The sequence below is a fragment of the Ramlibacter sp. genome (genome assembly GCA_019635435.1).
Taxonomy (GTDB): Bacteria; Pseudomonadota; Gammaproteobacteria; order Burkholderiales; family Burkholderiaceae_C; genus JAHBZM01.
This window is the reverse complement of sequence record JAHBZM010000001.1, coordinates 3,919,269-3,944,484: the sequence shown is the minus strand read 5'-3', so window position 1 is coordinate 3,944,484 and position 25,216 is coordinate 3,919,269. Positions and strand designations below refer to the sequence as shown.

Annotated in this window: 21 protein-coding genes; 8 read left to right on the top strand and 13 right to left on the bottom strand. The window is 67.4% G+C overall.

The window, feature by feature from the left end:
- Window positions 1-10: 10 nt before the first annotated feature.
- From KF796_18990 to KF796_18975, 4 genes are read right to left on the bottom strand one after another with little or no spacing between them, the layout of a single operon-like run.
- Window positions 11-1,054 (bottom strand): ferritin-like protein, encoded by a 1,044-nt coding sequence (locus tag KF796_18990; GenBank protein MBX3588723.1) that lies wholly within the window; start codon window positions 1,052-1,054, stop codon window positions 11-13.
- Between the two features lie 21 nt (window positions 1,055-1,075).
- Window positions 1,076-2,986: a hypothetical protein gene (locus KF796_18985; GenBank protein ID MBX3588722.1), complete on the bottom strand. Its 1,911-nt coding sequence runs from the start codon at window positions 2,984-2,986 to the stop codon at window positions 1,076-1,078.
- A gap of 38 nt (window positions 2,987-3,024) precedes the next feature.
- Window positions 3,025-3,747: a VTT domain-containing protein gene (locus KF796_18980; protein ID MBX3588721.1), complete on the bottom strand. Its 723-nt coding sequence runs from the start codon at window positions 3,745-3,747 to the stop codon at window positions 3,025-3,027.
- Complete coding sequence (locus tag KF796_18975; protein MBX3588720.1) at window positions 3,747-5,594, bottom strand: TonB-dependent receptor; 1,848 nt, start codon at window positions 5,592-5,594, stop codon at window positions 3,747-3,749. The genes KF796_18980 and KF796_18975 overlap by 1 nt, the downstream gene beginning before the upstream one ends.
- A 506-nt stretch (window positions 5,595-6,100) precedes the next feature.
- Here KF796_18975 and urtA point away from each other — a divergent pair.
- The 5 genes from urtA to urtE all read left to right on the top strand — a co-directional run bounded on the left by urtA (window position 6,101) and on the right by urtE (window position 12,010).
- Window positions 6,101-7,360, top strand: a complete 1,260-nt coding sequence (gene urtA, locus KF796_18970; GenBank protein MBX3588719.1) for an urea ABC transporter substrate-binding protein — start codon at window positions 6,101-6,103, stop codon at window positions 7,358-7,360.
- A 149-nt stretch (window positions 7,361-7,509) separates the two neighbouring features.
- Window positions 7,510-9,081, top strand: coding sequence for an urea ABC transporter permease subunit UrtB (gene urtB, locus KF796_18965; GenBank protein MBX3588718.1), 1,572 nt, complete (start codon window positions 7,510-7,512; stop codon window positions 9,079-9,081).
- Window positions 9,078-10,187, top strand: coding sequence for an urea ABC transporter permease subunit UrtC (gene urtC, locus KF796_18960; protein ID MBX3588717.1), 1,110 nt, complete (start codon window positions 9,078-9,080; stop codon window positions 10,185-10,187). Before urtB ends, urtC begins: the two co-directional genes overlap by 4 nt.
- The gene (urtD, locus tag KF796_18955) at window positions 10,184-11,059 is read left to right on the top strand and encodes an urea ABC transporter ATP-binding protein UrtD (GenBank protein MBX3588716.1); all 876 of its coding nucleotides are present in this window, start codon (window positions 10,184-10,186) and stop codon (window positions 11,057-11,059) included. The genes urtC and urtD overlap by 4 nt, the downstream gene beginning before the upstream one ends.
- A 258-nt stretch (window positions 11,060-11,317) precedes the next feature.
- The gene (gene urtE / locus KF796_18950) at window positions 11,318-12,010 is read left to right on the top strand and encodes an urea ABC transporter ATP-binding subunit UrtE (GenBank protein MBX3588715.1); all 693 of its coding nucleotides are present in this window, start codon (window positions 11,318-11,320) and stop codon (window positions 12,008-12,010) included.
- A gap of 96 nt (window positions 12,011-12,106) precedes the next feature.
- Here urtE and KF796_18945 read toward each other — a convergent pair whose 3' ends face one another.
- Window positions 12,107-13,363, bottom strand: coding sequence for a tryptophan 7-halogenase (locus KF796_18945; GenBank protein MBX3588714.1), 1,257 nt, complete (start codon window positions 13,361-13,363; stop codon window positions 12,107-12,109).
- 8 nt (window positions 13,364-13,371) lie between these two features.
- A complete protein-coding gene (locus KF796_18940) occupies window positions 13,372-15,279 on the bottom strand; it encodes a LodA/GoxA family CTQ-dependent oxidase (GenBank protein ID MBX3588713.1) in 1,908 nt (635 codons plus the stop codon).
- 180 nt (window positions 15,280-15,459) lie between these two features.
- Here KF796_18940 and KF796_18935 point away from each other — a divergent pair, with 180 nt between their 5' ends.
- Window positions 15,460-16,062, top strand: coding sequence for a gamma carbonic anhydrase family protein (locus KF796_18935; GenBank protein MBX3588712.1), 603 nt, complete (start codon window positions 15,460-15,462; stop codon window positions 16,060-16,062).
- A gap of 94 nt (window positions 16,063-16,156) precedes the next feature.
- On the opposite strand, the gene KF796_18930 is transcribed toward KF796_18935, so the two are convergent.
- From KF796_18930 to KF796_18920, 3 genes are all read right to left on the bottom strand, one after another.
- On the bottom strand, window positions 16,157-16,879 hold the full coding sequence (locus tag KF796_18930) for a haloacid dehalogenase type II (GenBank protein ID MBX3588711.1): 723 nt from the start codon (window positions 16,877-16,879) through the stop codon (window positions 16,157-16,159).
- 113 nt (window positions 16,880-16,992) lie between these two features.
- Window positions 16,993-18,504: a tripartite tricarboxylate transporter permease gene (locus KF796_18925; protein ID MBX3588710.1), complete on the bottom strand. Its 1,512-nt coding sequence runs from the start codon at window positions 18,502-18,504 to the stop codon at window positions 16,993-16,995.
- Window positions 18,505-18,517: 13 nt separating this feature from the next.
- The gene (locus KF796_18920; protein ID MBX3588709.1) at window positions 18,518-19,006 is read right to left on the bottom strand and encodes a tripartite tricarboxylate transporter TctB family protein; all 489 of its coding nucleotides are present in this window, start codon (window positions 19,004-19,006) and stop codon (window positions 18,518-18,520) included.
- Window positions 19,007-19,154: 148 nt separating this feature from the next.
- Here KF796_18920 and KF796_18915 point away from each other — a divergent pair, with 148 nt between their 5' ends.
- Both KF796_18915 and KF796_18910 read left to right on the top strand, forming a co-directional pair.
- Complete coding sequence (locus KF796_18915) at window positions 19,155-19,853, top strand: response regulator transcription factor (protein MBX3588708.1); 699 nt, start codon at window positions 19,155-19,157, stop codon at window positions 19,851-19,853.
- Complete coding sequence (locus KF796_18910; GenBank protein ID MBX3588707.1) at window positions 19,843-21,264, top strand: sensor histidine kinase; 1,422 nt, start codon at window positions 19,843-19,845, stop codon at window positions 21,262-21,264. Before KF796_18915 ends, KF796_18910 begins: the two co-directional genes overlap by 11 nt.
- 5 nt (window positions 21,265-21,269) lie before the next feature.
- Here the strand turns inward: KF796_18910 and KF796_18905 are convergent, their stop codons facing one another.
- The 4 genes from KF796_18905 to KF796_18890 are packed head-to-tail and all read right to left on the bottom strand — an operon-like array spanning window position 21,270 to window position 24,775.
- Window positions 21,270-22,100: an urease accessory protein UreD gene (locus KF796_18905; GenBank protein ID MBX3588706.1), complete on the bottom strand. Its 831-nt coding sequence runs from the start codon at window positions 22,098-22,100 to the stop codon at window positions 21,270-21,272.
- Between the two features lie 4 nt (window positions 22,101-22,104).
- Window positions 22,105-22,875 (bottom strand): ABC transporter permease, encoded by a 771-nt coding sequence (locus tag KF796_18900; protein MBX3588705.1) that lies wholly within the window; start codon window positions 22,873-22,875, stop codon window positions 22,105-22,107.
- Entirely contained in the window at window positions 22,872-23,690 is an 819-nt protein-coding gene (locus KF796_18895) for an ABC transporter ATP-binding protein (GenBank protein MBX3588704.1), read from the bottom strand. Before KF796_18895 ends, KF796_18900 begins: the two co-directional genes overlap by 4 nt.
- Window positions 23,691-23,737: 47 nt before the next feature.
- Window positions 23,738-24,775: an ABC transporter substrate-binding protein gene (locus tag KF796_18890; GenBank protein ID MBX3588703.1), complete on the bottom strand. Its 1,038-nt coding sequence runs from the start codon at window positions 24,773-24,775 to the stop codon at window positions 23,738-23,740.
- Window positions 24,776-25,216: the final 441 nt, after the last annotated feature.

The window sequence follows — 25,216 nt, the reverse complement described above, 5'->3', positions numbered from 1 at the left end:
GCGCGGGACATCAGGGGTTGACGGGCTGGTACTCGAAACTCGGCCCGGTCAGCACCGCCGGATTGGGAATGCCGGCCATCATGGCCTTGGCCTGGCCCTTGAGCGACATCATCAGGCCGATGGCCACATCCATCTGGCTCTGCGTGGCCTGCCCGCTGAACAGGGCGTTGAGCGAGAGCAGCAAGCTGGTGTAGGTGTAGTTGAAATTGTCATTGGCAAAGGCCTGGGCCGAGCCCGACGGGTACCCCTCGCGGCTGGGGTTGGTGGGCACGGCATGGACTCCCGCGGCGTCAAACGGCACCGCGGCCCCGGTGTAGGCGTATTGGGCGTCGGGCGGTCCGGGCTGCGGGGTTTTGACCAGGAGGTGGCCTTTCTGGATCTGCATGAACCGGTAGTAGTGGGCGTAGCCCGAGCCCACCACTTCCTCAGGCGAGGTGGTCGTGCCCTCGCCCTGCTCGATGATGGTGCTGATGGCCTGCTGGGCGCTGGCCACATCGGTGACCACGATGGACTCGGGCATCAGGTCTGGCCCCACCTGGTTGCGGGGTGGGTCCACGAAAGCCCCGTTGCCCAGTGCTGCAATGGCGTCGGAGATGGCGGTGTAGAACTGGCCAATGGTGATGGGCGCGCCCGGTGCCGCGGCGAGGGCCTTGAATTCGATCGGGTCCTCGGGTTGCTCGATGTCCAGGAAGGCCTGCAACTGCGTCATGGAAAACGGTGCCAGATTGACGATGAGGCCGCTTTCCACGCCACCGGGCAGCGGTCCGGGAAAGGTGGGAATGAAGCCGGGCGAGCCGACCTGCGAGGTCCCGCCAAGCGCGTTGAGCACGTTGGACGCCAGCGTCATGTGCAGCATCTCCTCGACCACCACCGACTGGATGATGGCCGCAATCTCGGGGTTGGCGCCAGTGTCGAGCGAATACAGCGCGTACAGGTACACGGGAATGGTGGCGTGCTCCAGCTCCACGGCTTGCTGCAGCGCGGCGCAGACGGCCTGGACGGCGGGAGTCGGGCCCTGCAGACCCTGGATCAGTGAGCGTTGAAGGCGGATCATGGTGTGAGTCTCCGGAAACGGTTACTGCAGGATCAGGCGGCGGGCGGCCGCCGAGGCCTTGCCACCCTTGAACGCCGCGCCAGCGGCTGGCGTGGTGTCCCCGGCGGTCGCCATTGGGGCGGTGGCAACCGGCGCTGGCCCCGCCGCTGCGGCGCGCGGCGCCGGCGGGGTGCCGGGCAGGGGGTTCTTGAGCCACGACAGAATGGCCTTGCGCTTGGCCGGCGACAGGTCGCGCGTGACCGGCATGGCGTTGGGGTTGGCCGGGTCCAGGCCAAAAGCCAGCAGGAGCAGGCCCGCGTGGCTCACCACGGAGGTGTAGTCGCCCAGGTTCAGGAACCGGTTCATGACCGGATACAGGTTGGCGTATTGCTGGAAGATCGGCTGCAGGTCGTTCCAGGTCACCGGATTGGCCGGGGTGAAGCCACTCCACAGCAGGACGCTGATGAAGTTCCACTGGTTCACCGGGCCCGAGTACTGCGGGTCGGCGAGAGCCGGGCGAATGCCGTACACCTGACCGTCGATGCCATAGTCCTGGCCGTTGTTGAACCAGCGGGGGGTTCCCGGGTCGCTGGCGTCCAGCACCAGCGTGGCGCGGCCCGTCGCATCGGTCAGGGCCGTGGTGTTGAAGCTCAGGGCGTCGGCGGGTGTGGCAACGGGGGGGCTGGGACATACATAGGGGAAGCCGCTGCCGGGCTGGAGCTGCGACGGATCGGCGCTGAAACTCACGGCAGCCCCTGCCAGCGGTTCGCCCCATTGCATGGCCACCACCGGAATCGCCACGGTGTCCCCCGGGCTGAGGCGGTAGACAAAGGTGTCGGCCCGCACAAAGGTGCCACTGTCCCATTCGCTGATGGCCACCGATGCGTTGCCTGTCAGCACCAGGGGCGACCCGCCAACGGCCTGCAGCTGCGCCGGCTTCAGGGGCAGGGCCACAATGCCCGCGGTCCGGCTGTACCACTGGGCGTCGCTGGCGTAGCCGCCGCTGCCCTGTGACGGGATGGTGCCCAGCGGCACCACGCTGCCCGCGGGGCTGCCGGGCAGGGCGATGGGGTCATAGACACCCAGCGTCAGCGGCCCCAGGTCATTGAGCTGTCCGCCCGGTGACGAGGTGGTGAGCGCATTGCCCAGGTCCAGGTAGATGCACCCGGCCGTGCTGTCCACCACCCCCGCGCAGAAATTGATGCCACCCACGGGCGTGAAGAAATTGCCCCCGGCCGCGGCCGAGGCCATGAACTGGCGGCCCATCAGCAGGTGCCGGGGCTCCGTTTCGGTTGCCGGGCCGATGGTGCCCACGATGCGGCCGCACATGAAATCGGGCGAGGTGAAGTCCATGTTCAACCCGTCCACGTTGAACTTGATCGACAGTCGCCCGGTGGCAGCCGCCGCCTTCAGCGCGACCAGGAACGGCGAGGCCGACACGTCACCCCATTCAAGACGGGTCAGCACCGACTGGTACATGGCGCCCGCGCCGATGTCGCCGCCCGCGCCCGAGCCTGTGGCCCGGTCCCAGATGTCGGCAAATGCCGCGGGCTCGAAGTCGCTGCGCAGCAGGGTGTTGCCGCTGGCATCGGCAATCCGGACCTGGAGCCCCCAGATTTCGGAGACCAGTTGCTGCTCGCTGTCCAGGTCGACCAGCTTGGCGGGCACCTGCCCGTCCGAATCGGCCACGATGCATTGCAACACCGGGTCGCTGCCCGATACCGCGCCCGAAGGCAGCCATGCCGACGTGACCTGGCAGCCCAGAAAGCGCCACGCTGCGTCACCTTGCGGGTTAAACCACCCGTTGGGCGGCAACATGTGGTTGCCTTCCATCTTCTGGTAGTCGGGCTTGAAGGAGGCGTTGTCAAAATGCCCCGGGTCGTTGTTGACCGTCGACACATTGGCCTGGAACTGGCCGGCGAAATGCAGGCGCATGGAGTTGAGGTAGCTCATGTCGGTCTCGCTGTGGGGAAGGTGAGGGGTCGGTGGGGTTATGGGCAAGGGTCTGGCGCGGCGGGCCCGCCGCGCGAACGAAGGCGCCGCACGACAAGCCGGTGAACGCCCCAGGTCAACACGGGCAGCGCCGTGGTGGCGACCAGCGTGGCGGCGAGACCTGGCGCGTTCAATCCCAGCCAGGTGCTGCCCGCGTACAGTGCCGCGGTGCCGCACGACGACAGGCCGGCCATCAACAGCGCCTGAGGCGCTGGCACGCGCCAGACGCCTGCCAGCAGCGCGCTCATTTCGGCAAGCAACGGCAACGGCCGCGCGACCACGATCCACCACAGCGCCTGGTGCCGCGCGCGCTGGCGAACGCCGTCCCACAGCGGCTGCCCGACCCAATGGCGCAGGCGCTGTTCCGGCACGCTCCGGCCGAGGGCATAGCCAAAGGCAAAGGAGAGGGTCAGGCCGAGCGCGATGCTGGCACCGCCCCATACCGGTCCCAGCGCCCAGCACAAGGCCATGCCCACCACGCTGCCGGGAACGGGCAGCAAGACGTCGGCCACCAGCAGGGCGATGCCCACGGCGGCAATCCATGCGGCCTGATCCGGACGCCCCAGCCAGACGGAAGCCGAGCGGTCCATGGCGTCGCCCCACAGCGCGAATGGCACGAGGATGCACAGCATGAGAAACGCCAATCCGGCGCCCAGGCGCAGCCAGGGCCCGGCACGGCCGGGAAAGGGGTTGGTGGGGGGCAGGCGCTGGCTTGAGGTCATCACAGCGTCCAGTCAAGGCCCAGGCGCAGGCGACGGCCCGCAACGGGCGTGCCAATCGTCTCGGCGCTGCGGCTGTTGGTCAGGTTGTCAACGGCCAGGGTGGCCATGGGGCGTCCCATGGCCGCGCCCAGCGGCATGCGGGCCAAGACGTCCAGCGTGTTGGCCGCTGGCAGCCACTGGTCGCCCGTGGGAATGGACGAGTCCAGCCGGCGGCCCGTGTGGCGGGCCAGCACCGTGAGTTCGCGCCGCGGTCCCCAGGGCAGGGAGAGCCTCGCATTCCACTGGCTGTGCGGCCGCTGGCGCAGGGTGATGGCGCCGCTGGGGTCGCGCACCCGCATCCAGGCGCCATCGAGTTGCAGTTGCCAGCCGTTGGCCCAGGTTCTGCCGGTGCGCCATTCGAGGCCGTCCGCGTTGATGCGGGCGCGGTTGACCAGTTGCGGTGGCGGGCCGGCGTCGAAGTCGATCAGGTCCCTGTAGCGTGCACTGAACAGCGTGATCCGCGTTGGCCAGGCCGACTCGGCGGGGCTCGCGTAGTACAGCTCACGGTGGGTGGCGCGCTCGGTCCGCAGCTGCGGGTTGCCGACCAGCGGATGGCCCAGCGCATAAAAGCTCGGGGCTTTGGCTGCCCGTGACAGGGAGGCGCCCCATTCGCCCCACCGGCCCAGCGTGTGCTGAACCGACAGCATGGGGTGGGTGGAGGGACCGCCGTCGCTGCGGCTCTCATGGCGCAGGCCGCCCTGCAGTGCCCAGTCGCTCCACTGGTAGCGCGCTTCGGCCATGAGGCTGGTGGTTCTCCGGCGCTGGGAGAAACTGGCGGGCAGGGCAAAGCCCCCGAACTGGATCTGGCTGTCCAGATCGCCACTTTCCTGCTGATGCTGCAGGCCCAGCGTCACCAGCCAGTCCTGCCCGACCGGGGGCATCCACAGCGCCTGCAGTTCATGGCGACGGTAGCGGGTTTGCGTGTTCATGGCCGGCAGGCCCGCCGGGTCGCGCAGGCCCGGTGCCACGCCCGGCGTGGCCTCGTCACCATCGCGCGACAAGGTGGTTGCCTGCAACCCCACCTGACCGGAGTCAATTGTGTTGAAGACCCCGCGGGCCGTTAGCTGGTGGGCATTGGCGCTGCGCGACTCCAGCGTCCGGCGCACCGCCAATTGCGGGCCGCCGCTGTCGTCGGGAAACGCAAGGTTGAGGCTGCTGGACAGGCGCGCGGCGAGGGTGACAGAACCCCGCCGCTCCAGCGCCTGCTCCCAGGCGCCGTTGACGCTTTGCGTGCGGTTGAATCCCTGGGATGCGTCGCCCTCCTCACGGTGGCTGACACTGCCGCGCAGCTGCTGGCCGGCAAAGCCGGCCTGGGCTGACCACAGGCGCGAGCCACCGGAGGCCACACCCGCGTAGCCTGTGCCTGGCGCGCGGCGCGTGAAGATGTGGATCAGGCCCGCCAGGGCCTGCCCATGCACCACGCTGACGTTGCCGCGCACGATCTCGATCCGCTCGACATCGCCGGTGGACAGCGTGTTCAGGTCCACGGCACTGCCGCGTGAGGACAGGGGATCGTTCTGCCGTACATGGTCGATCAGCACCACCACGTGGCTCGGATCGGCGCCGCGCAGGTAGATCGAGCCGTAGCCGCCGCTGCGCGGGCTGCGGTCCACGACCACGCCGGCCTGGCGCGCCAGAACCTGAGCCACACTCATGCCTCCAAGGGCCGCGAGTTCGTCCCGGGTCAATACGGTCACATGCTGGCTTGCCGCCGCCGCCGTGACCGGCAGCGAACTGGCGCTGATTTGCACCGTGGGCAGGCTTGGAATCGGCTGGGCGGCGGCCGTGGCGAGGAAGAAAGGGGTCATCCACGCCGGGCTGCGGGTCCAGGACCCTGCCAGCCACGGCGTGTGACCGCAACGATGGGCCCTCCAGCCCTCCCCCCTCTTTGGCGCTTGCTTCACCCGCAGCTCCAGTTACCTTGTGTGACGAGTTGGATTGTCTGGAGCCGTTTGCGTGGCATCAACCTGTCAAGCCTGACAGTGGCCCCCCTGCCAAGCCGCGGAAGAAGCCGGTGCAAAGGCATGGACAACAGGCGGGATTCCGTAAAAGTCTTTTGAAATCAAAGGCTTGCTCCTGGTGTCCGCGCCAGGGGGCTGGACTGCGCAAATTACCAGTCGGCCCCGCATGGCGTCGGGGCCGGGCTCAAAAAAAGATACGTCCGAGCGGCGCAGCTGCATACGCCATGCGGCGTATTCCCCGGGCTTGGGGTTCTCCCTAGGATCAAACCGTCCGCATCAGAGGCGTTCCGCAAGGGGCGGGGATGGGGCGATTTCAGGTTTGTCTCAGGTTTTGTCTCACTGGAGAAGCACACATGCAACGTCGTTTTACTCTCAAGGCGCTTACCGCCGCCGTCGCCCTGGCAGGCCTGTCGGTCGTGCCAGCCCATGCCGCCGACACCATCAAGGTGGGCGTGCTGCACAGCCTGTCGGGCACCATGGCCATTTCGGAAACGGTCCTCAAGGACACGGTGCTGATGGCCATTGACGAAATCAACGCCAAGGGTGGCGTGATGGGCAAGAAGCTCGAGCCCGTGGTCGTCGACCCGGCCTCCAACTGGCCGCTGTTTGCCGAAAAGACCAAGCAGCTGCTCACGCAGGACAAGGTCGCCGTGATCTTCGGCTGCTGGACCAGCGTGTCGCGCAAGTCGGTGCTGCCGGTGGTCGAAGAGCTCAACGGCCTGCTGTTCTATCCCGTTCAGTACGAGGGTGAGGAGCTGTCCAAGAACGTGTTCTACACGGGCGCAGCCCCCAACCAGCAGGCCATCCCCGCGGTGGACTACCTGATGAGCAAGGACGGCGGCGCCGCCAAGCGCTGGGTCCTGCTGGGCACCGACTACGTCTACCCCCGCACCACCAACAAGATCCTGCGCGCCTACCTCAAGAGCAAGGGCGTGAAGGAAAGCGACATCGACGAGAAGTACACCCCGTTCGGCCATTCTGACTACCAGACCATCGTGGCTGACATCAAGAAGTTCAGCGCCGGTGGCAAGACCGCCGTGGTGTCCACCATCAACGGTGACTCCAACGTGCCCTTCTACAAGGAACTGGGCAACGCCGGCCTGAAGGCCAAGGACGTGCCGGTGGTTGCTTTCTCGGTGGGCGAGGAAGAACTGCGCGGCGTGGACACCAAGCCGCTGGTGGGCCACCTGGCCGCCTGGAACTACTTCATGAGCATCAAGAACCCGACCAACGACGAGTTCATCAAGAAGTGGTCTGCCTATGCCAAGGCCAAGAAGCTGCCCGGCTCTGACAAGCCCCTGACCAACGACCCGATGGAAGCCACCTGGATCGGCATCCACATGTGGAAACAGGCGGTCGAGAAGGCCAAGTCCACGGACGTGGACAAGGTCATCGCCGCCATGGCCGGCCAGACCTTCAAGGCTCCCTCGGGCATCGTGAGCAAGATGGACGAGAAGAACCACCACCTGCACAAGTCGGTGTTCATCGGCGAAGTCAAGGCCGACGGCCAGTTCAACGTGGTGTGGAAGACGCCGGGCCCGGTCAAGGCCAAGCCCTGGTCTCCGTACATCGAAGGCAACGACAAGAAGCCTGACGAGCCAGCGAAGAAGTAAGACACCCCCCGATGCGGCCTTTGGCCGCCTCCCCCCACTGGGGGGCGGCGCGGCCGCTTGGGGCGGCCCGGCGCGGCGCGCCCCCGAAAGGGGCGGGGCACGGTGCTTGCATGGTGAACAGCGGGTCTGTTCACCCTACAGGTTCCTACATGATCAAGCGATTCGTTTTACTGGCCGCTCTGTGTGCGGCGGCTGCGGCCCATGCGCTGACGGCGGATGAGGCCAAGGCCATCGCCATCGGCGAGACCGACGCCCGCATTGCCGCGCTCAACAAGGCGGTGGAGTCGGCCGACGACAAGACCGCTGCCTTCATCCAGGCGATGGTGGACGATGCCGTCAAGGTGGCCGGTGGCCAGGTGCTGATCGTGGTGGACGACAAGGCCACCGACCCGGTGACCGGTGCCGGCGTGGCCCTGCCCGACACGGCGGAAGACGTGATCAACAACAACCGCATGCGGGGGGAGCTTGACACCGCGATGGCGTCGCTGCGCCTGTTCTCCAAGGACGAGAAGTTGCGGCGCGCGGCGGTGCAGACGCTGCAAAGCGAAGCCGACGAATCGCGCCTGCCGCTGATCGAGAAGGCCTACGCCGCCGAAACCAACGCCCAGATCAAGTCGCAGCTCGGCCTGGTCCGCGCCGCCGCGCTGCTGGGCAGCGCCGACAAATCCCGCCGGCTTGCGGCCGCGCAGCTGCTCGCGTCCAGCGGCGACCCGAGCACCAAGACCGTGTTGCTTGAGCGGATCCGTTCGGAAGCCGACCCCGAGGTCAAGAGCGCCCTGCAGGCTTCGCTGCGTGCCGTCGAGGCCACGCTGGCCTGGGGCGACCGCCTGGGCGCCGCGTTCTCGGGCATCAGCCTTGGCTCCATCCTGCTGCTCGTGGCGCTGGGCCTGGCCATCACCTATGGCCTGATGGGCGTGATCAACATGGCCCATGGCGAGCTGATGATGATTGGGGCCTACGCCACCTATGTGATGCAGGGCCTGTTCCAGAAATACCTGCCCGGGGCCTTTGACTGGTACCTGGTCGCAGCGGTTCCGGCGGCCTTCCTGGCGTCCGCGCTGATGGGCGCGGCGCTGGAGCGCAGCGTCATCCGCTTCCTGTATGGCCGCCCGCTTGAAACACTGCTGGCCACCTGGGGCATCAGCCTGATGCTGCAGCAACTGGTGCGCTCCATCTTTGGCGCCCAGAACGTGGGAGTGGAAAACCCGGTGTGGATGAGTGGTGGCGTGGCGGTGATGGGCAACCTGCAACTGCCGTGGAACCGCATCGTGATCATCGGCTTCGCGTTCGCGGTGCTGCTGGGCATGGCCTTCCTCATCAGCAAGACGCGGCTGGGCCTGTTCGTGCGCGGCGTCACCCAGAACCGGCCCATTGCCTCGTGCATGGGCGTCAACACCGCGCGGGTCGATACCTACGCCTTCGCGCTGGGCTCCGGCATTGCGGGGCTGGCCGGCTGCGCGCTGAGCCAGGTGGGCAATGTGGGACCAGACCTCGGGCAGGGCTACATCGTCGATTCGTTCATGGTGGTGGTGCTGGGCGGCGTGGGCCAACTCGCTGGCACGGTGTACGCGGCCATGGGGCTGGGCGTGCTCAACAAGCTGCTGGAAGGCTGGGCCGGCGCCGTGCTCGCCAAGATCGCGGTGCTGGTGTTCATCATCATCTTCATCCAGAAGCGTCCGCAAGGCATCTTCGCGATGAAGGGCCGGAGTGCCGAAGCATGAGCATCATGGTCTCACTCCCTTCCCGTCCCGCCGTGCTGTCGCGCACCGGCTGGAGCGCCTTCGTGGTCGCGCTGATCATGGTGTGCGCAGTCGCGCCGCTGCTCAACCTGGTGGTGCCGCAGGGCAGCGTGTTCCACATGAGCGACTACGCCGTGGCGCTGGTCGGCAAGATCATGTGCTACGCCATCTGCGCGCTGGCCATGGACCTGATCTGGGGCTACACCGGCATCCTGAGCCTGGGCCATGGCCTGTTCTTCGCGCTGGGCGGCTACGTCATGGGCATGTACCTGATGCGCCAGATCGGGCGTGACGGCAACTACAAGAGCGACCTGCCCGACTTCATGGTCTTCCTCGACTGGAAGGAGCTGCCCTGGCACTGGGCGCTGTCCGACAGCTTCATTGCCACGCTGATCCTGATCGTGGCCGTGCCGGGCATCGTGGCCTTCGTGTTTGGCTACTTTGCTTTCCGCTCGCGGATCAAGGGCGTGTACTTCTCCATCATCACGCAGGCCATGACTTTCGCGGCCATGCTGCTGTTCTTCCGCAATGAAACCGGCTTTGGCGGCAACAACGGCTTCACCGACTTCAAGCGCATCCTGGGCATTGCCATCGCCACGCCGTCGATGCGCATGGTGCTGTTCGTGCTCACGGGCCTGACGCTGCTGGGCTTCTTCCTGTTCGCGCGCTGGCTGGTGGCCAGCAAATTCGGCCGCGTGCTGCAGGCCATCCGCGATGCGGAAAGCCGCGTCATGTTCAGCGGCTACAACCCCATTGGCTACAAGCTCACCATCTGGGTCATCTCGGCCATCATGTGCGGCGTGGCCGGCGCGCTCTATGTGCCGCAGGTGGGCATCATCAACCCGAGCGAGATGAGCCCCGCCAATTCGATCGAGATCGCGATCTGGGCCGCGGTTGGCGGGCGCGCCTCGCTGATCGGGCCGATCGTGGGCGCCTTCATCGTCAATGGCGCCAAGAGCTGGCTCACCGTGACGGCGCCGGAGTACTGGCTGTATTTCCTGGGCGCGCTGTTCATCGGCGTGACGCTGTTCCTGCCGCAGGGCGTGGTGGGGCTGGTCCGCAAGCTGCGCAAGGGGAACCCCGAATGACCCCCGACCTGCTCGAGGAAGGCGCTCGCCGCGCCCAGGCGCATGTCGCCCGGGCCGAGGCCGGCAAGACCGAGTCCGGCGGCCGCGCGGCCGGATTCTCGCGGCTGGCCACGCCGGGCGAGGTGGACGTCACCCATGGCCGCATCCTGTACCTTGAGGACGTGAGCGTGAGCTTTGACGGCTTCAAGGCCATCAACAAGCTGAGCCTGGACATTGCGCCAGGCGAGCTGCGCTGCATCATCGGCCCCAACGGCGCGGGCAAGACCACGATGATGGACATCATCACCGGCAAGACCCGGCCCGACGAGGGCACGGTTTTCTTTGGCTCCACCATCGACCTGTTGCGCTACAAGGAGGCCGAGATCGCCCAGATGGGCATTGGCCGCAAGTTCCAGAAGCCCACGGTGTTCGAGCAGCTCACGGTGTTTGAAAACCTGGAGCTGGCGCTCAAGACCAACAAGGGTGTTCAGTCCTCGCTGGTCTTCCGGCTCGACAGCGCGCAGAGCGACCGGCTGGCCGAGATCCTGCACACCATCCACCTGTCCGACAGCGTGACCCGCCTGGCGGGCAACCTGAGCCACGGCCAGAAGCAGTGGCTGGAAATCGGCATGCTGCTGATGCAGGACCCGAAACTGCTGCTGCTCGATGAACCCGTGGCGGGCATGACCGACGAGGAAACCGCGCGCACGGCGGAGCTCTTCCTCACGCTCAAGGGCAAGCACTCACTGATGGTGGTCGAGCACGACATGAGCTTCATCAAGACCATTTCCGAGATCGTGACCGTGCTGTGCGACGGGTCGGTGCTCGCGCAGGGCACGCTGGACCAGGTCCAGGCCGACGAACGCGTGATTGAGGTGTACCTTGGACGGTGACGCTTTCATGGCTGCATCTGGCGGGTTTGGCTTGGCGCTCGCTGCTTCGCGCCAGGCGGTGTCCGGCGGGGGCTCACACTGTGGCGGTCTGCGCTTTGCGCAGACTACGCTGCGGTGCTCGGCACAGGGCCGCGCCGCAAAACTCGCTGCGCGCTACGCGCTACGCTCAAACAACTGCGGCGAGCTAGTCAACGAAGCGCGCTGCGCGCGCCGACCCTGCGCACACGCCTTTGCCGCACAGCACGGGAGTGAATAGTGATGCTGACCGTCAAGAACATCAACCAGTACTACGGTGGCTCGCACATCCTGCGGAACGTGAGCCTGGAGGCCCACCTGGGCAAGGTCACGGTGCTGTTGGGGCGCAACGGGGTGGGCAAGACCACGCTGCTCAAGAGCCTGATGGGGCTGGTGCCGATCAAGACCGGCAGCATCGAGTTTGACGGCAAGGCGATCCAGGGCGCGACGCCCTATGAGCGGGCCCGGGCCGGCATCGGCTTTGTGCCGCAGGGCCGCGAGATTTTCGCGCGCCTGACCGTGGAGGAAAACCTGCGCATGGGGCTGGCCTACAAGAGCGCCAGCACGCCCATTCCCGCGGAGCTGTACGAGCTGTTCCCGGTGCTCAAGCAGATGCTGAACCGCCGTGGCGGCGATCTCTCGGGCGGGCAGCAGCAGCAGCTTGCGATTGCGCGCGCGCTGGCGGCCAGGCCCAAGCTGCTGATTCTTGATGAGCCCACCGAGGGCATCCAGCCCAGCATCATCAAGGACATTGGCCGCGTGATCCGCATGCTGGCCGATCGCGGCGACATGGCCATCCTGCTGGTGGAGCAGTACTACGATTTTGCCGAGGAACTGGCCGACGACTACCTGGTGATGGAGCGTGGCGAGTTCATCGCGCGCGGCGCCGGCAAGGACATGGAGGCGCACGGCGTGCGCGGGCTGGTGGCCATCTGACGGGTGGGCCGCGGTAGGTATCTGCCTACCTGCGCTTGCGGACCTTTCGCGCAATCCGGTGGTTGAGTGGGGCTTAAGGTGAAGCCATTCATCAACTCACCACTGGAGATTCACATGCCCATCATTGCCTGGCTTCTTGGCGTTCCCCTCAGCGTTGTCCTGATCCTCATGCTGCTCGGCGTGTTCTGACCGCGCGGGCCGGCGTCGCCGCCAGAAGCTGCTGCCCTGCCAGCGGTTTTCCAGCGCGTAGTAGCGCGCCAGGTTGGCACGGTAGACGCCGGCAATGTGGGCGGCATGCCCGGCCCATTCAGGCAGGGCATGCGCATCACCTGCCAGGTGGCGCGTCGCTGTGGCCGCCGCTGCCAGCCCCATGTACAGGCCATTCATGAGCCCCTGCGAGGCCAGCGGGTCGAACGCCAGCGCAGCGTCGCCGACCGCGAGCCAGTCGTCACCCGCAGCGCGGCGGGCGCGCTGGCTGTGTGCCGGGGCGATGTGCAGTTGCAGTCCGCCGTGGCCCGCTCCCTCGTAGCGGGGCCCGTCGGCCAGTGGCTGTTGATATCCGGTGCAACGTTCACGTATCAACTGCGTTTGCAGCGCACGGGCGATCAGCGCCTGTGCGTTGCCACAGGCCCGGGCCTCGGGCAAGTCGCTGTCGGTGTGCCATGCGAGCACACTGCCGCCGGACGGCAGGTCCGCGCTGTACCACCAGCCATCGGCGTCCGCTTCGATCAGCGTGGTGCCGGGGCGCGCGGCGGGCCCCGGCGGGTGTGGCGGCAGCCAGGCGTACAGGCAGACCAGCCGGTCCATGCGCACGATGTCGCCCCCGGCCTGGCGCACCAGACGCGCGGCGCGGCCGGTCGCGTCCACCAGCAGGCGGCACAGCACCTCTCGCGGCCCGTCGGGCGTTTGCAGCAGGCAGCGCCAGCGGTTCGCACCCATCGAGGCGCGATGCATGTCACGCAACTCAGACGGGTACAGCCCCACCGCGCCGCGCAGCACGGCCTGCTGGAGCAGCAGGGCATCGAAGCGGGCGCGGTCCAGATGCCAGCCGGGGCCGTGAGGGTCGAACACGGCATCGTGGCAGCTTTCGTCAGGCCCGCCCCACAGCGACACGCGCGACCACGCGGGCCGGTGGCCCTGGGCCTTGAAGGCGTCCCACAACCCCAGATCGGCCAGCAGGGTGCGGGCGGCCGCGGGCAGGGATTCACCAATGCGCGGGCCGCACGGAACGGCCCGGCCCGCCAGGCCCACACGGCAGTGCGGCGCCAGGGCCAGCGCCGTGGCCGCACCAGCGGGGCCGGCGCCCACCACCAGAACGTCCAGGGTCAGTGGCACTGCGCGGGCCGATGCCATGTGCGGGCTCAGCGCAGGTTGGCCGGGTGCGCGTGAAAGCGCAGCAGCGCCTCGTTCTCGGCGTCAAACGGCTCGGGCGTGTGCGGCAGCGCGGCGGCCCCTGTCTTGAGCAGCCCGTGGCTGGGCGCGATGCGGTTCTCGACCTGCATGACGGGCGGGAAATCGGGATCACCGGGCAGGCCGGGGCGCTCTTCGAGCACCCCCATGTCGCCAAAATTCGCAACCATGTTGTTGATCTGGCTCATGTAGCCGTCCGGCCCCAGGGTGCGGAACCAGGAGGCACGGCGGTTGAATGCCGCGAGCCGCTCCTCGCGCGGCAGCGCGGTGTTCATCACGGCCTGGTAATCGTCCTCGGTCAGCACCTGGTTGGGCACCCGCGCGGGCCAGAAGCTGGGCACATAGGGGTCGTAGCGCGGGCCGTAACCCGCGTAGTAGCCGCTGCGGCAACTGGCGGTGTCGGTCTGCCAGGGCACGGCCATCCAGCGGGTCAGGTCGCCCGCGGACTGCGCATAGAGCGGGCCGCTCACGGCGGTGGCAATGGCCGGGGTCAGCTGCGCGCCGTAGTCGGGCAGGGGGGGCGTGCCGGGGGGCGCCTCGCGAATGCGAAACGGCGCCCGGTACATGCTTGCGTGGCGCATGGGCCAGGTGATTTCGCAACCCGGGTGGAAGGCATCGGCCAGGCAGAAGCTCATGGCGGCGTGGTCCAGGGTGCCGGGCTGGGCTTGCAGGGGCACGGCTTCGATGCAGTCGGGCGCAGCGGCGTCGGGCTGCCAGTCGGCATCAAAGTCGCCCTCGGCCCAGAGGCTGAGCAGGCGCAGCTGGGTGTCGGTGAGCGCGGCGTGCTGGCGGGGCGTGTCGGCGGGCGGCACGTCCATGGCGTCGCCATACATCCAGGGCCAGGGCAGCGGCGAGCGGCCATCGCGTTCAAACTGCCGGAAGGCGTTGGCCACCTGCTGGCGCTGCTCCTGCCAGGTGGTGCCCGGGCTGGCCAGCCGGGCGATCCATTCGGCGTTGTCAGCGCTGGCCGGGCCGCCCCAGCCAAACTGCGCGGCGAAACCCTTGTTGGCCCATTGCAGGCCGCTTTGGCGCGTGAGAATGGGCAGGATGTCGCGGCTGAATGACACGCGGGCCGGAAAGGCCCGCATGCCGGACTGCACATACACGTCCTGCATCAGGTCAGCCATGGTGCGCACCGAGCGCAGGCCCGGGCCGTAGTTGGCGGGGGCCACCACCACCCAGGCGCTGTCCACGGGCAGGGCCACGCCGTCGATGGTCACGCTCGCGTGCACGGGCCCGTCGGCGGTGTCGTCGTGCCAGCCGTCGTTGTTGGCAAAGGTGGTGGCGGGCTTGCCGTCCACCGAGGCGGAGTGGCCATGGCCGCCCAGCACCAGCAGACGGCCGGCTTCGTCGGTGCGCAGCTCGCCCAGGTAGACCGGCGTGCCGGCAAAGCAGCCGCTGCCAAACTGGTAGGGCGTGCCGCTCTGGTTCGCGCCTGAAATGCTGCGCGCACCGGGCAGGATGGCCAGGCTTGCGCGGTCTTTCACGCTGGCATTGCGCAGCAGGCTGGGCTGGGCCATGGCGGGGTTGGCGGCCTCGGGGATGTCCAGCGCGATCTGGAACTCATACCAGGCTGCCTTCTTGTTGGCCAGCTCCACCGTCCATTCAATGCGGGCTTCGGCGGCGGTGAGCTCGCGCACCACCTCGCCGGCGGCGTTGTAGCCGTAAACGCGGAACCGCGCCGCCTCGCGCTTCAAGGCGCCGCCGGGGTCGCGCAGGGCGCCGGGGGCCATGGGGGGCGGGTCCATGACCTCGGGGCCGATGTAGTAGCCGTCGGCGCTGTTGCCCACGCGGGCCACGCCGATGCCGGGGTGGATGGCCGCGCGAACGATGGTGGTGTCGGGACGGGGGGTGGTCATGTGAAGTCTCCCTTGCTGAAAGTGGGTTGCCGGGGGGCGGTTGGCTCGGGTTATAGCAAGGGGTGGCGCGCGGCGCATCCTCCAACTGGACGAGGGTACGCCGGTGTTGGGCGATGCGGGGACGCCGTGCCGGGAAGCGATGAGGGAATAATGGGCGGCGTCCTTTTGACTGGAGTCTTCATGCTGATGTCCCATGCCGGCGAAACGCCCCGCGTCGATCCCACGGCGTTTGTCGCGCCCAATGCCATGGTGTGCGGCAACGTCAGCCTCGGGCCGGGCTGCCGCATCATGTACGGCGCCCAGGTGATCGCCGAAAGCGGCAGCATCCAGCTCGGGCGCAACGTGATCGTGATGGAGAACGCCGTGCTGCGCAGCTCGGCCGAGCACCCGCTGGTGGTGGGCGACCACTGCCTGATCGGCCCGCAGGCCCATGTGGTGGGCTGCACGGTGGAGGACGAAGTGTTCATTGCCACCGGGGCCTCGGTGTTTCATGGCGCGCGGCTGGGCCGGGGCAGCGAGGTGCGCATCAACGCCGTGGTGCACATCCGCAGCGTGGTGGCGCCCGGCGCGTTCGTGCCGATTGGCTGGGTGGCCGTGGGCGAACCCGCCGCCATCCTGCCTCCCAACGAACACGACCGGATCTGGGCCCTGCAGGCGCCGCTGAACTTTCCGCTCACGGTGTACGGGCTGGACCGCAGTGAAGCCAGCATGCAGGCCATCACACAGGGGCTGTCGCGGCGGCTGGCCTCGCACCATGTGGCCCCGGAGCCGCCGCCACCCTGATATTTTTGACCGTTCAGGGTCAAAAGTGCCTGGAGTCCAGACGGGGCGGCCTTGTTATGCTACATAAACCATAGCGAGCGGCTCGGCAACCGGGTCAGCAACCCAGCAGATCGGCCAGTGCCGTGAGGCTGCCGGCGTGCAGGTCGTTCCCGGGCTGGGGCGAGACATCCTTGGGCCTGGCGGCGCCAAACTCCAGCGGACGCTCGATGTAGGCCGTGCGCAGGCCGCAGGCCCGTGCACCCGCCAGATCGTCGTGGTGGGCGGCGACCAGCATCACCTGCCCGGGCGGCAGGTCAAACACCCGGGCCACGCCCAGGTAGGTGGCGGGGTCGGGCTTGTAGGCCCGGAACACTTCCGCGCTCAGCACGCAGTCCCAGGGCAGGCCGGCCCGCTTGGCCATGTCGGTCAGCAGGCCGATGTTGCCGTTGGACAGCGAACAGATGGTGAACTTGCTCTTGAGCCGCGTCAGGCCTTGCACGCTGTCGGGCCACGGGTCCAGCCGGTGCCACACGCGGTTGAGGTCGCGGCGCTGGGCCTCATCCAGCGCCTGCAGGCCGAAGTCGGGCAGGATCTGGTCCAGGATCATGCGGTGCAGGTCGTCGATCAGCGTCCAGCCGAGTTCGCCGCTCATCACCCGGGCCATGGCCGGCTTGTAGCCCGCCCGCCAGGCCAGTGCAAATGCGGCGCCGTCCACGCCGGGAAAGCGCGCCTGGACTTCGCGCTGGATGCTGCCGTGCCAGTCGACCACGGTGCCGAAGATGTCAAAGGCCAGCACCTGGACGGTGCCGGGGATGTTGTCTGTGGGGGGCTGCGTCATGGCGCCATGGTAGGGGATCGCGGCGTCACGGCAAAAAAAGAGGGCCGGCACCTGTGACAGTGCCGGCCCAAGGCCGGGAGGGATGAACCCGGCGTACTCAGACTTCCACTAACTCACTCTTCCACAAACGCCACTTCACGACCTTTCTTGACCGCGGGCAGCAGCACAATCAGCAGCAGCGCGGCCGCACCGGCAAGCAGCCCGGCCGACAGCGGACGCGTGACGAACACGCTCCAGTCGCCGCGCGACAGCAGCATGGCGCGGCGCAGGTTCTCTTCCATCATCGGGCCCAGGATGAACCCCAGCAGCAGCGGCGCGGGTTCGCAGCCGAGCTTGACAAACAGGTAGCCGATGAAGCCGAACAGGCCCACCATCCAGACGTCAAAGGTGTTGTTGTTGGTGGTGTAGACCCCCACCGCGCAGAACAGCACGATGGCCGGGAACAGCCAGCGGTAGGGCACGGTGAGCAGCTTGATCCAGATGCCGATCAGCGGCAGGTTCAGGATCACCAGCATCAGGTTGCCGATCCACATGGACGCGATCAGGCCCCAGAACAGCTCGGGGTTGCTGGTCATGACCTGGGGGCCGGGCTGGATGTTGTGGATGGTCATGGCGCCGACCATCAACGCCATCACGGCGTTGGGTGGAATGCCCAGCGTGAGCAGCGGGATGAACGAGGTCTGCGAGCCCGCGTTGTTGGCCGACTCGGGCGAGGCCACGCCGCGGATATTGCCCTTGCCAAACGGGATCTCGCCGGGCTTGTTCTTGATCTTCTTTTCCACGGTGTAGGCCGCGAACGAGGCCAGCAAAGCGCCGCCGCCGGGCAGGATGCCCAGCACCGAACCCAGCGCCGTGCCGCGCAGGATGGCCGGCGTCATGTCCTTGAAGTCCTGCTTGGTGGGCCACAGGCCCTGGACCTTGGCCGTGAAGACCTCGCGCTGGTCTTCGGGTTGCGACAGGTTGCTGATGATCTCGCCGTAGCCGAACACACCCATGGCGATCACCACAAAGCCGATGCCATCAGTGAGTTCAGGGATGTCGAACGCATAGCGTGCCACGCCCGAGTTCACGTCGGTGCCCACCAGGCCCAGCAGCAGGCCCAGCACGATCATCGAAATGGCCTTGATCAGCGAGCCCGAGGCCAGCACCACGGCACCGATCAGGCCCAGGATCATCAGCGAGAAGTATTCGGCTGGACCAAATTTGAAGGCCACCTCGGTCAGCGGCGCGGCAAAGGCCGCGAGGATCAGCGTGCCCACGCAGCCCGCAAAGAACGAGCCCAGGCCCGCGGCCGCCAGCGCCGGCCCGGCGCGGCCCTGGCGCGCCATCTGGTAGCCGTCAATGCAGGTCACCACCGACGACGACTCGCCCGGCAGATTGACCAGGATGGCCGTGGTCGAGCCACCATATTGCGCGCCGTAGTAAATGCCGGCCAGCATGATCAGCGCCGACACCGGCGGCAGCGCGTAGGTGGCCGGCAGCAGCATGGCGATGGTGGCCACGGGGCCGATGCCCGGCAGCACGCCGATCAGCGTGCCCAGCAGGCAGCCGATAAAGGCATACAGCAGGTTGATGGGGGTGAACGCGACGCCGAAGCCGGTCGCGAGGTTGGCGATCAAATCCATGGAAAAGGTCTCCTCAGCCGCTGATGAACGTGGGCCAGACGGGAATCTGAAGCTTGAGCATCAGGACAAAGGCCACATAGCTGCCGCCGGCCAGAATCGCCGCCAGGACCAGCACCTCCTTGAGCTTGAAACTGTCGCCGGCCAGGCTGGCCAGCAGCGTGAGGCCGAAGATCGCGATCACCAGCCCCATGGCCGGCAGCCCTACGCTGGGCAGGCCGCCGATCAGCACGCCGAACGCTAGGTTGGCGGCGATCACGTAGGCCAGCGGCTTCCAGGCCCAGGCGCCAATCGGGTCGCCGTCCTCGGTCTCGACCACCAGGGCGCGGAACATGATGGCGGCGCCCAGCAACGCCAGCACCACCCCCAGCAGCAACGGGAAATACCCCGGGCCCATGCGGGCGCCCTCGCCCACGGTGTAGGTGGTGGCGCCGCCGGCAAAGGCGGCGCCGATGGCGCTGAACATGACGCCCGAGAAGAAATCTTTCTGGCTCTTGATTTTCATGACAAGGTGGGGAGGAACAGGAGCCCCGTTTATCGGCCCCCGGCACTGACCGCTGGCTGACCGCGGCACTACGCAATAACGCCAATCGGGTTGCCCCGCAGGGGGTATCGCTGGGCCCGCGGGCGGTCCATGCCGCAAAATCACCCTCATGCGAATCCTTCTGGTGGAAGACGACCGGGTGCTGCGCGACGTCATGGTCCGCAGCCTGGGTGACGCTGGCCACCGCGTGGACGTGGCCGAGACCGTGGAGCAGGCCGAGCATTTCTGGCGCGTGCAGCCGTTCGATGCCGTGCTGCTGGACCTGAACCTGCCGCAGTCAGGCGCGCCGCACAGCGGCCTGGGCAGCGGCTTGCGCGCGCTGCGCAGCGCGCGTGCGCGCGGCGACCGCACGCCGGTGCTGATCCTGACCGCGCGCAACCGCACCGAGGAGCGCATTGCCGGCCTGGACGCCGGGGCCGATGACTACCTGGGCAAGCCGTTTGACCTGGACGAGGTCGAGGCGCGGCTGCGCGCGCTGGAGCGCCGGACCCAGGGCACGGACGACCAGACCGTCATGGGCGCGCTGCGGCTGGACCGCAAGGCGCGCCGCTTCCAGTGGCAAGGGCAGCCGCTGGACCTGCCCGCGCGCGAGTTCGAGGTGCTGTGGGAACTCATGACCCCGCCCGGGCGGGTGGTCAGCAAGCGCACGCTCTCGCAAAAGCTCTCGGAGTTTGACGAGGCGCTGGGCGACAACGCGCTGGAAGCCTTCATTTCGCGCCTGCGCAAAAAGCTGGCGGGCACCGGCGCGCGCATCCGCACGCTGCGCGGGTTGGGCTATGTGATGGAAGCCGAATCAGATGCCGCCTGAGCCGCCACCGGGCGCGCCACTGCCCGTGGCCAAGCCCACGCTGCGGGCGCACCTGCTGCGCCACGTGATGCTCCCGCTGGCCCTGACCTGGGCGGTGGGCACCACGGTGGCGCTGGCCGTGGCGAGCTATTTCACGCAGCAGGCCTTTGACCGTTCGCTGCTGGACGACGCCTACCTGATGGCCTCCAACGTGCGGTTTGAGGGGGAAGGCATGACACTGGCACTCACCCCGCACGAGGTGCGCACCGTGCTGTTCGACCAGACCGAGGCCGTTTACTTCGCGCTGCATGACGCCAAGGGCCACCTGATTGCCGGCAACGAGGGCCTGCACGCGCCGCCGCCGGTGGGTGCCGCGGCCTACCGCTTTTCCTATGTGAGCTTCAAGGGCCGCAACCTGCGCGCGGTGACCCTGCACCGCGACCAGCCCGCACCCTTCAGCGTGGTCATGGCGCAGACCACGCTCACGCGGCGCGGCCTGCTGCAGCGGCTGCTGGTGTACTCGGTGGCGCCCCAGATCGTGCTGCTGCTGCTGCTGGCCGCCTGGCTGCGCCGCGCCATTGCGCGCGACATGCAGCCGCTGGTGGACCTGCAGCAGGCCGTGCAGCTGCGCGACGCGCACGACCTGATGCCCGTGCCCGTGGATGCCAGCACCAGCGACATCGAACACCTGGGCCGCGCGCTCAATGCGCTGCTGGACCGGCTGGCCCAAAGCGCGCGTGCCCAGCGCGAATTTGCCGGCAACGTGGCGCACGAGCTGCGCACGCCGCTGGCCGGCATCCGCGCGCTCGCGGCCTATGGCCTGAACCACAAGGAGGCCTCCGTCTGGCGCGAGCAGCTCGTGCAGATCGCGGGCAGCGAGGCCCGCGCGAGCCGGCTGGTGGACCAGCTGCTCGCACTGGCCCTGGCCAGCGAAGCCAAGGCCGGCATCCACCTGGGCCCGGTGGCACTGGATGAGGCCGTGCGCGAGGCCGTGCTGCGCTTTCTGCCGCGCGCCGACGCGGCCGGTGTGGACCTGGGCGCGCGCGGCGCCGAGGACCCGGTGACCGTGCGGGCGGCGCCCACGCTGCTCGAAGGCCTGCTCAACAACCTGATCGACAACGCCCTGCGTTACGGGCGCCCCACCGACGGCACGCCGCCCACGGTGACGGTGGCCATTGCCGTGCGGGGGCATGGGGTCCGCCTCTCGGTGATCGACAACGGCGCGGGCCTGCCGGCAGACACCGCCACCCAGCTGCAGCAGCGCTGGGCCCAGGGCGAACCGGGCATGCTGCTGCGCCAGGGCGCGGGCCTGGGGCTGGCCATCGTGGCCCAGTACGCCCAGCTCATGCACGCGCCCTTGCAGCTTGAACCCGGCCCCGGCGGCACGGGGCTGTGTGTCAGCGTGGTGTTGCAGCCGGCAGGCAGCGCCTGAGCGCGCTACATCGACCAGATGCGTGGCAAGGTGCCCGGCAGTTGCCACAGGCCATGGCGCCAGGCGCCGCGCACCGCGCGCAGCAACCCCATGGCCGGCTCCACCACCGGGGCCAGCACCCGGACGGCCACGGTGCGGGCATTGGGCGCCGTGGCGCCCGCGGTGGCGTGCAAGGCGTGGGACTCGATCACTTCGCGGGCCAGCGCCAGAGCCTGCTCGCGGCGCGCGCGCGTGAGGTCTTGCCCGGCCACGAAGAACAGGGTGGCCAGGCAGCGGTGTCCGGCCAGGCCCAGCGGGCTGTCCATCAGGCGCTGGTCGGCGGCGTTGATGCGGCCGCGTTCGAGCCAGACGCCGGGCACCTCGATCTGCTGCAAAAAGCTGCCGCGCTCAAACGGCAGCTGCGCGGCCGGCAGACCCAACGCGGTCACGTCCCAACCCAGCAGCTCGGCGCCCGGCGCCAGGTTCATGGTGAGCCGGTTTTCGGCCAGGCAGCCGCTGTAGCACAGCGCCTCCAGCGGCAGCCACTCCAGCCGCGCGCCGGCCGCCAGCGTCAGGTGGCTGCGCTGCACGGCCAGTTCGCCGTCGGAGCGGTAAAAGCGGCTGGCGCCCGGCGTGGTGACCAGGCCATGGGCGCCGGCACCGGCCGTGATGGCGATGTCCAGCACATCGCCGCCCACCAGTCCGCCCGGCGGGTGCACCAGCACGTTGTGGCAGACGGCATCGCCCTCGGGGTACAGGCTCTGCAAAATGCGCAGCGGCCCGTCGTGGCGAAAGCGCGCGGCGGTGCGGCCCTGGTCTGCCTGGTAGTCGATGCTCAGGTGCGCGTGCCAGGGCATGCCGTCAATGGCCCTGGCTGCCGCGGTGCGCCCACGCCGTGGTGCGCTTTTCGATGGCGCTGAACAGCTCGTACATGGCCATGGCCATGGCGCCAATGATCACCAGCCCGGCAAAGGCCAGCGGCAGGCGCTGCTGGGAGCCGGCGGTCTGCATCAGGTAGCCAATGCCGGAGTCGCCGGCCGTCATTTCGGCCAGCACCGTGCCCACAAACGCCAGGGTGATGGCGACCTTGAGCGAGCCATAGAAGTACGGCATGGAGCGCGGCAGCCCCACCTTCATCAGCACGTCCCAGCGCTTGGCGCCCAGCACGCGCAGCACGTCTTCGAGCTCGGGCTCCAGCGTGGCCAGCCCGGTGGCAATGTTCACCGTGATCGGAAAGAACGAGATCAGGAACGCCGTGAGAATGCCCGGCCCCAGGCCAATGCCGAACCACACCACCAGGATGGGCGTGATGGCCGCCTTGGGCACGGCGTTGAAGGCCGTCATGAGCGGGTAGAAGGCCGCGTAGGCCAGGCGTGACGAGCCCACCAGAAAGCCCAGCAACACGCCCACCACAATGGAAATGCCAAAGCCCAGCATGGTGACCCAGAAGGTTTTCCACGCGGCTTCGAGCAGCGGGCCCTTGAATTCGGCGAACTGCTTGGCGATTTCCCAGGGGCTGGGGAAGATGAATTCCGGCACGCTGAAGGCCATCACCCCGATCTGCCAGATGAGCAGCGTGACGACCAGCACGATGACGGGCGCCCAGCGCTCCAGGTTGCGGTTGTGGGTCATTGCACGGCCCCCGCGGCTTCGGCACCTTGTTTTCGCATGGCGCCAATATGCCCGCGCAGCTCGTGCACGACGTCGCTGAATTCCTTGGTGTAGGTCACCTCCAGCTCGCGCGGGCGCGGCAGCTCGATCTCGCGCTTGACCACAAAGCGCCCCGGGCTCTTGCTCATCACGTACACGGTGTCGGCCAGGAACACACTCTCACGAAGGTCGTGCGTGACCAGGATCACGTTGAATTTCTGCTCGGTCCACAGGTCGCGCAGGATGCACCACAGTTCTTCACGCGTGAAGGCGTCGAGCGCGCCAAACGGCTCGTCCAGCAGCAGCATTTTGGGTTCATGGATCAGCGCGCGGCAGATGCTGGCGCGCTGCTGCATGCCGCCCGAGAGCTGCCAGGGGAACTTGTCTTCATAGCCGCCCAGGCCCACCTTCTGCAGCAGCGTGCGGGCACGTTCTTCATATTCCTTGCGCCTGGCCTTGAAGCTGGAGCGATAAGGTTCGACGATTTCCAGCGGCAGCAGCACGTTGTCCACCGTGGTGCGCCAAGGCAGCAGGCTGGGCGCCTGGAAGGCCATGCCGCTGATCTTGAGCGGCCCGGTCACGGGCAGGCCGTCGATCAGGATCTTGCCCATCGACGGCATCTTCAGCCCGGTGGTGAGCTTCATGAAGGTGGACTTGCCACAACCCGAAGGCCCGACGATGGCGATGAACTCGCCCTGGCGCACCTGGAGGTCGATGGCCTCGACCGCAAAGTGGTTCTGGGCCAGCAACTCGTCGTTGTAGGCCAGCCAGACGTCGCGGAAATCTACAAAATTCATGGGCGCGTGTGTGGTGTTGTCCAGCAGCCGCAGGCCGCTTCGGGGGGTTACTTTTTCGCGGTGGGCAGCACGTTGAGTTCCGCTTTGCTGGGCAGGAAGGCCGGGTTCCACACCGTGTCGGCATTCACGCGCGTCTTGGTGTTGAACGCGTCCGACACCTGCGACGCCATCAGCGACAGGCGGCCTGGCACTACCTGGCCAAAGCCTTCGGCGCGAGCGTCGGGGCTGTTGACGACGGTGTCGATCGCCAGCTTGAGGCGGCGCGTTTCCAGCGCGGTGTTGATGATGCCATCGCGCGCCTTGACAGTTTCAATCGCGGCCTCAGGCTTGGCGATCACCTCTTTCATGCCCTTGGCAAAGGCCGAGAGGAAAGCCTTGACCGCGGCCGGGTTCTCCTTGATCAGCTTGGGCGAGGCAATGATCACATTGCCATAGAGCTTGACACCGTAGTCGGGGTAGGGCAGCACCACCACGTCCTCGGCCTTGACGCCGCGCGCCTCCAGGTTGAGCAGCGAGGTGAAGGTGAAGCCGGTGATGGCGTCCACGTCACCGCGGGCCAGCATGGTCTCGCGCAGCGGCGGGTCCATGGCCGTCCACTGCACGCCGCTGATGCTGTTGGCCTTGGCAAAAATCGGGAAGGCGCGGCGGCCCGCGTCAAACACCGGGGCGCCGAGCTTCTTGCCGTTCAGGTCGGCCGGGGTCTTGATGCCTGACTTCTTGAGCGCCATGACCGAGGCGGGCGTGTTGTTGTAGACCATCATCACCGCCACGGGCTTGTTGGGCGCGTCGGGGTTGTTGGCGTGGAACTCCATCAGCGCGGCCAGGTCGGCAAAGCCCATGTCGTAGGTGCCCGAAGCCACCCGCGTGACCGTGCCGCCCGAGCCGTTGCCCGCGTCAATCGACACGTCGAGCTTGGCGTCCTTGAAGTAACCCTTGGCGGCCGGCACCAGGAACAGGGCCGCCGGCCCCTCAAACCGCCAGTCGAGCTGGAACTTGATCGGCGTGGTCTGCGCGCTGGCAGTGCCAACAAAAGCGGCGGCAGCGGCCAGCGCCGCGGTGGTTTTGAGGAAGACGCGTTTTTTCATGGGGAAGGCTCCAGACAGAACAGGGAAATACAACCAAGGGGCTCAAAGCAAATTTGGTGCCTGTGGACTGCTGGGCGCACCAAGGGTGGGCGTATTTTGGGGCATCCGCGCTGGAGGCCCCCACAAATGAGGAATGGAGACAACCTGTTGCGTGGTTGAAGCATTGCCCTCAAATCAATTGACGAAATAAGTCGAACTGACTAGATTCTCGGCACCAAAAAGATTGAGGGGGGGGGCTCATGCCTGATTTTCTAAAGCGTTGCCTGCTGGGTTGCGTACGTCTGCTGTTCGTGTTGCTGGTTTCGCAGTCCGCTTTTGCACAGTGCCCGGGCTGCAATCCACCATCTGGTCATTCCGTCGATAGCTGCACCGCGAGTGATGGCCTTGGGTATTACGAAACTTTCAGCCGGCCTTCTTCCGGGTCGCTAGACGTTGCTTCGG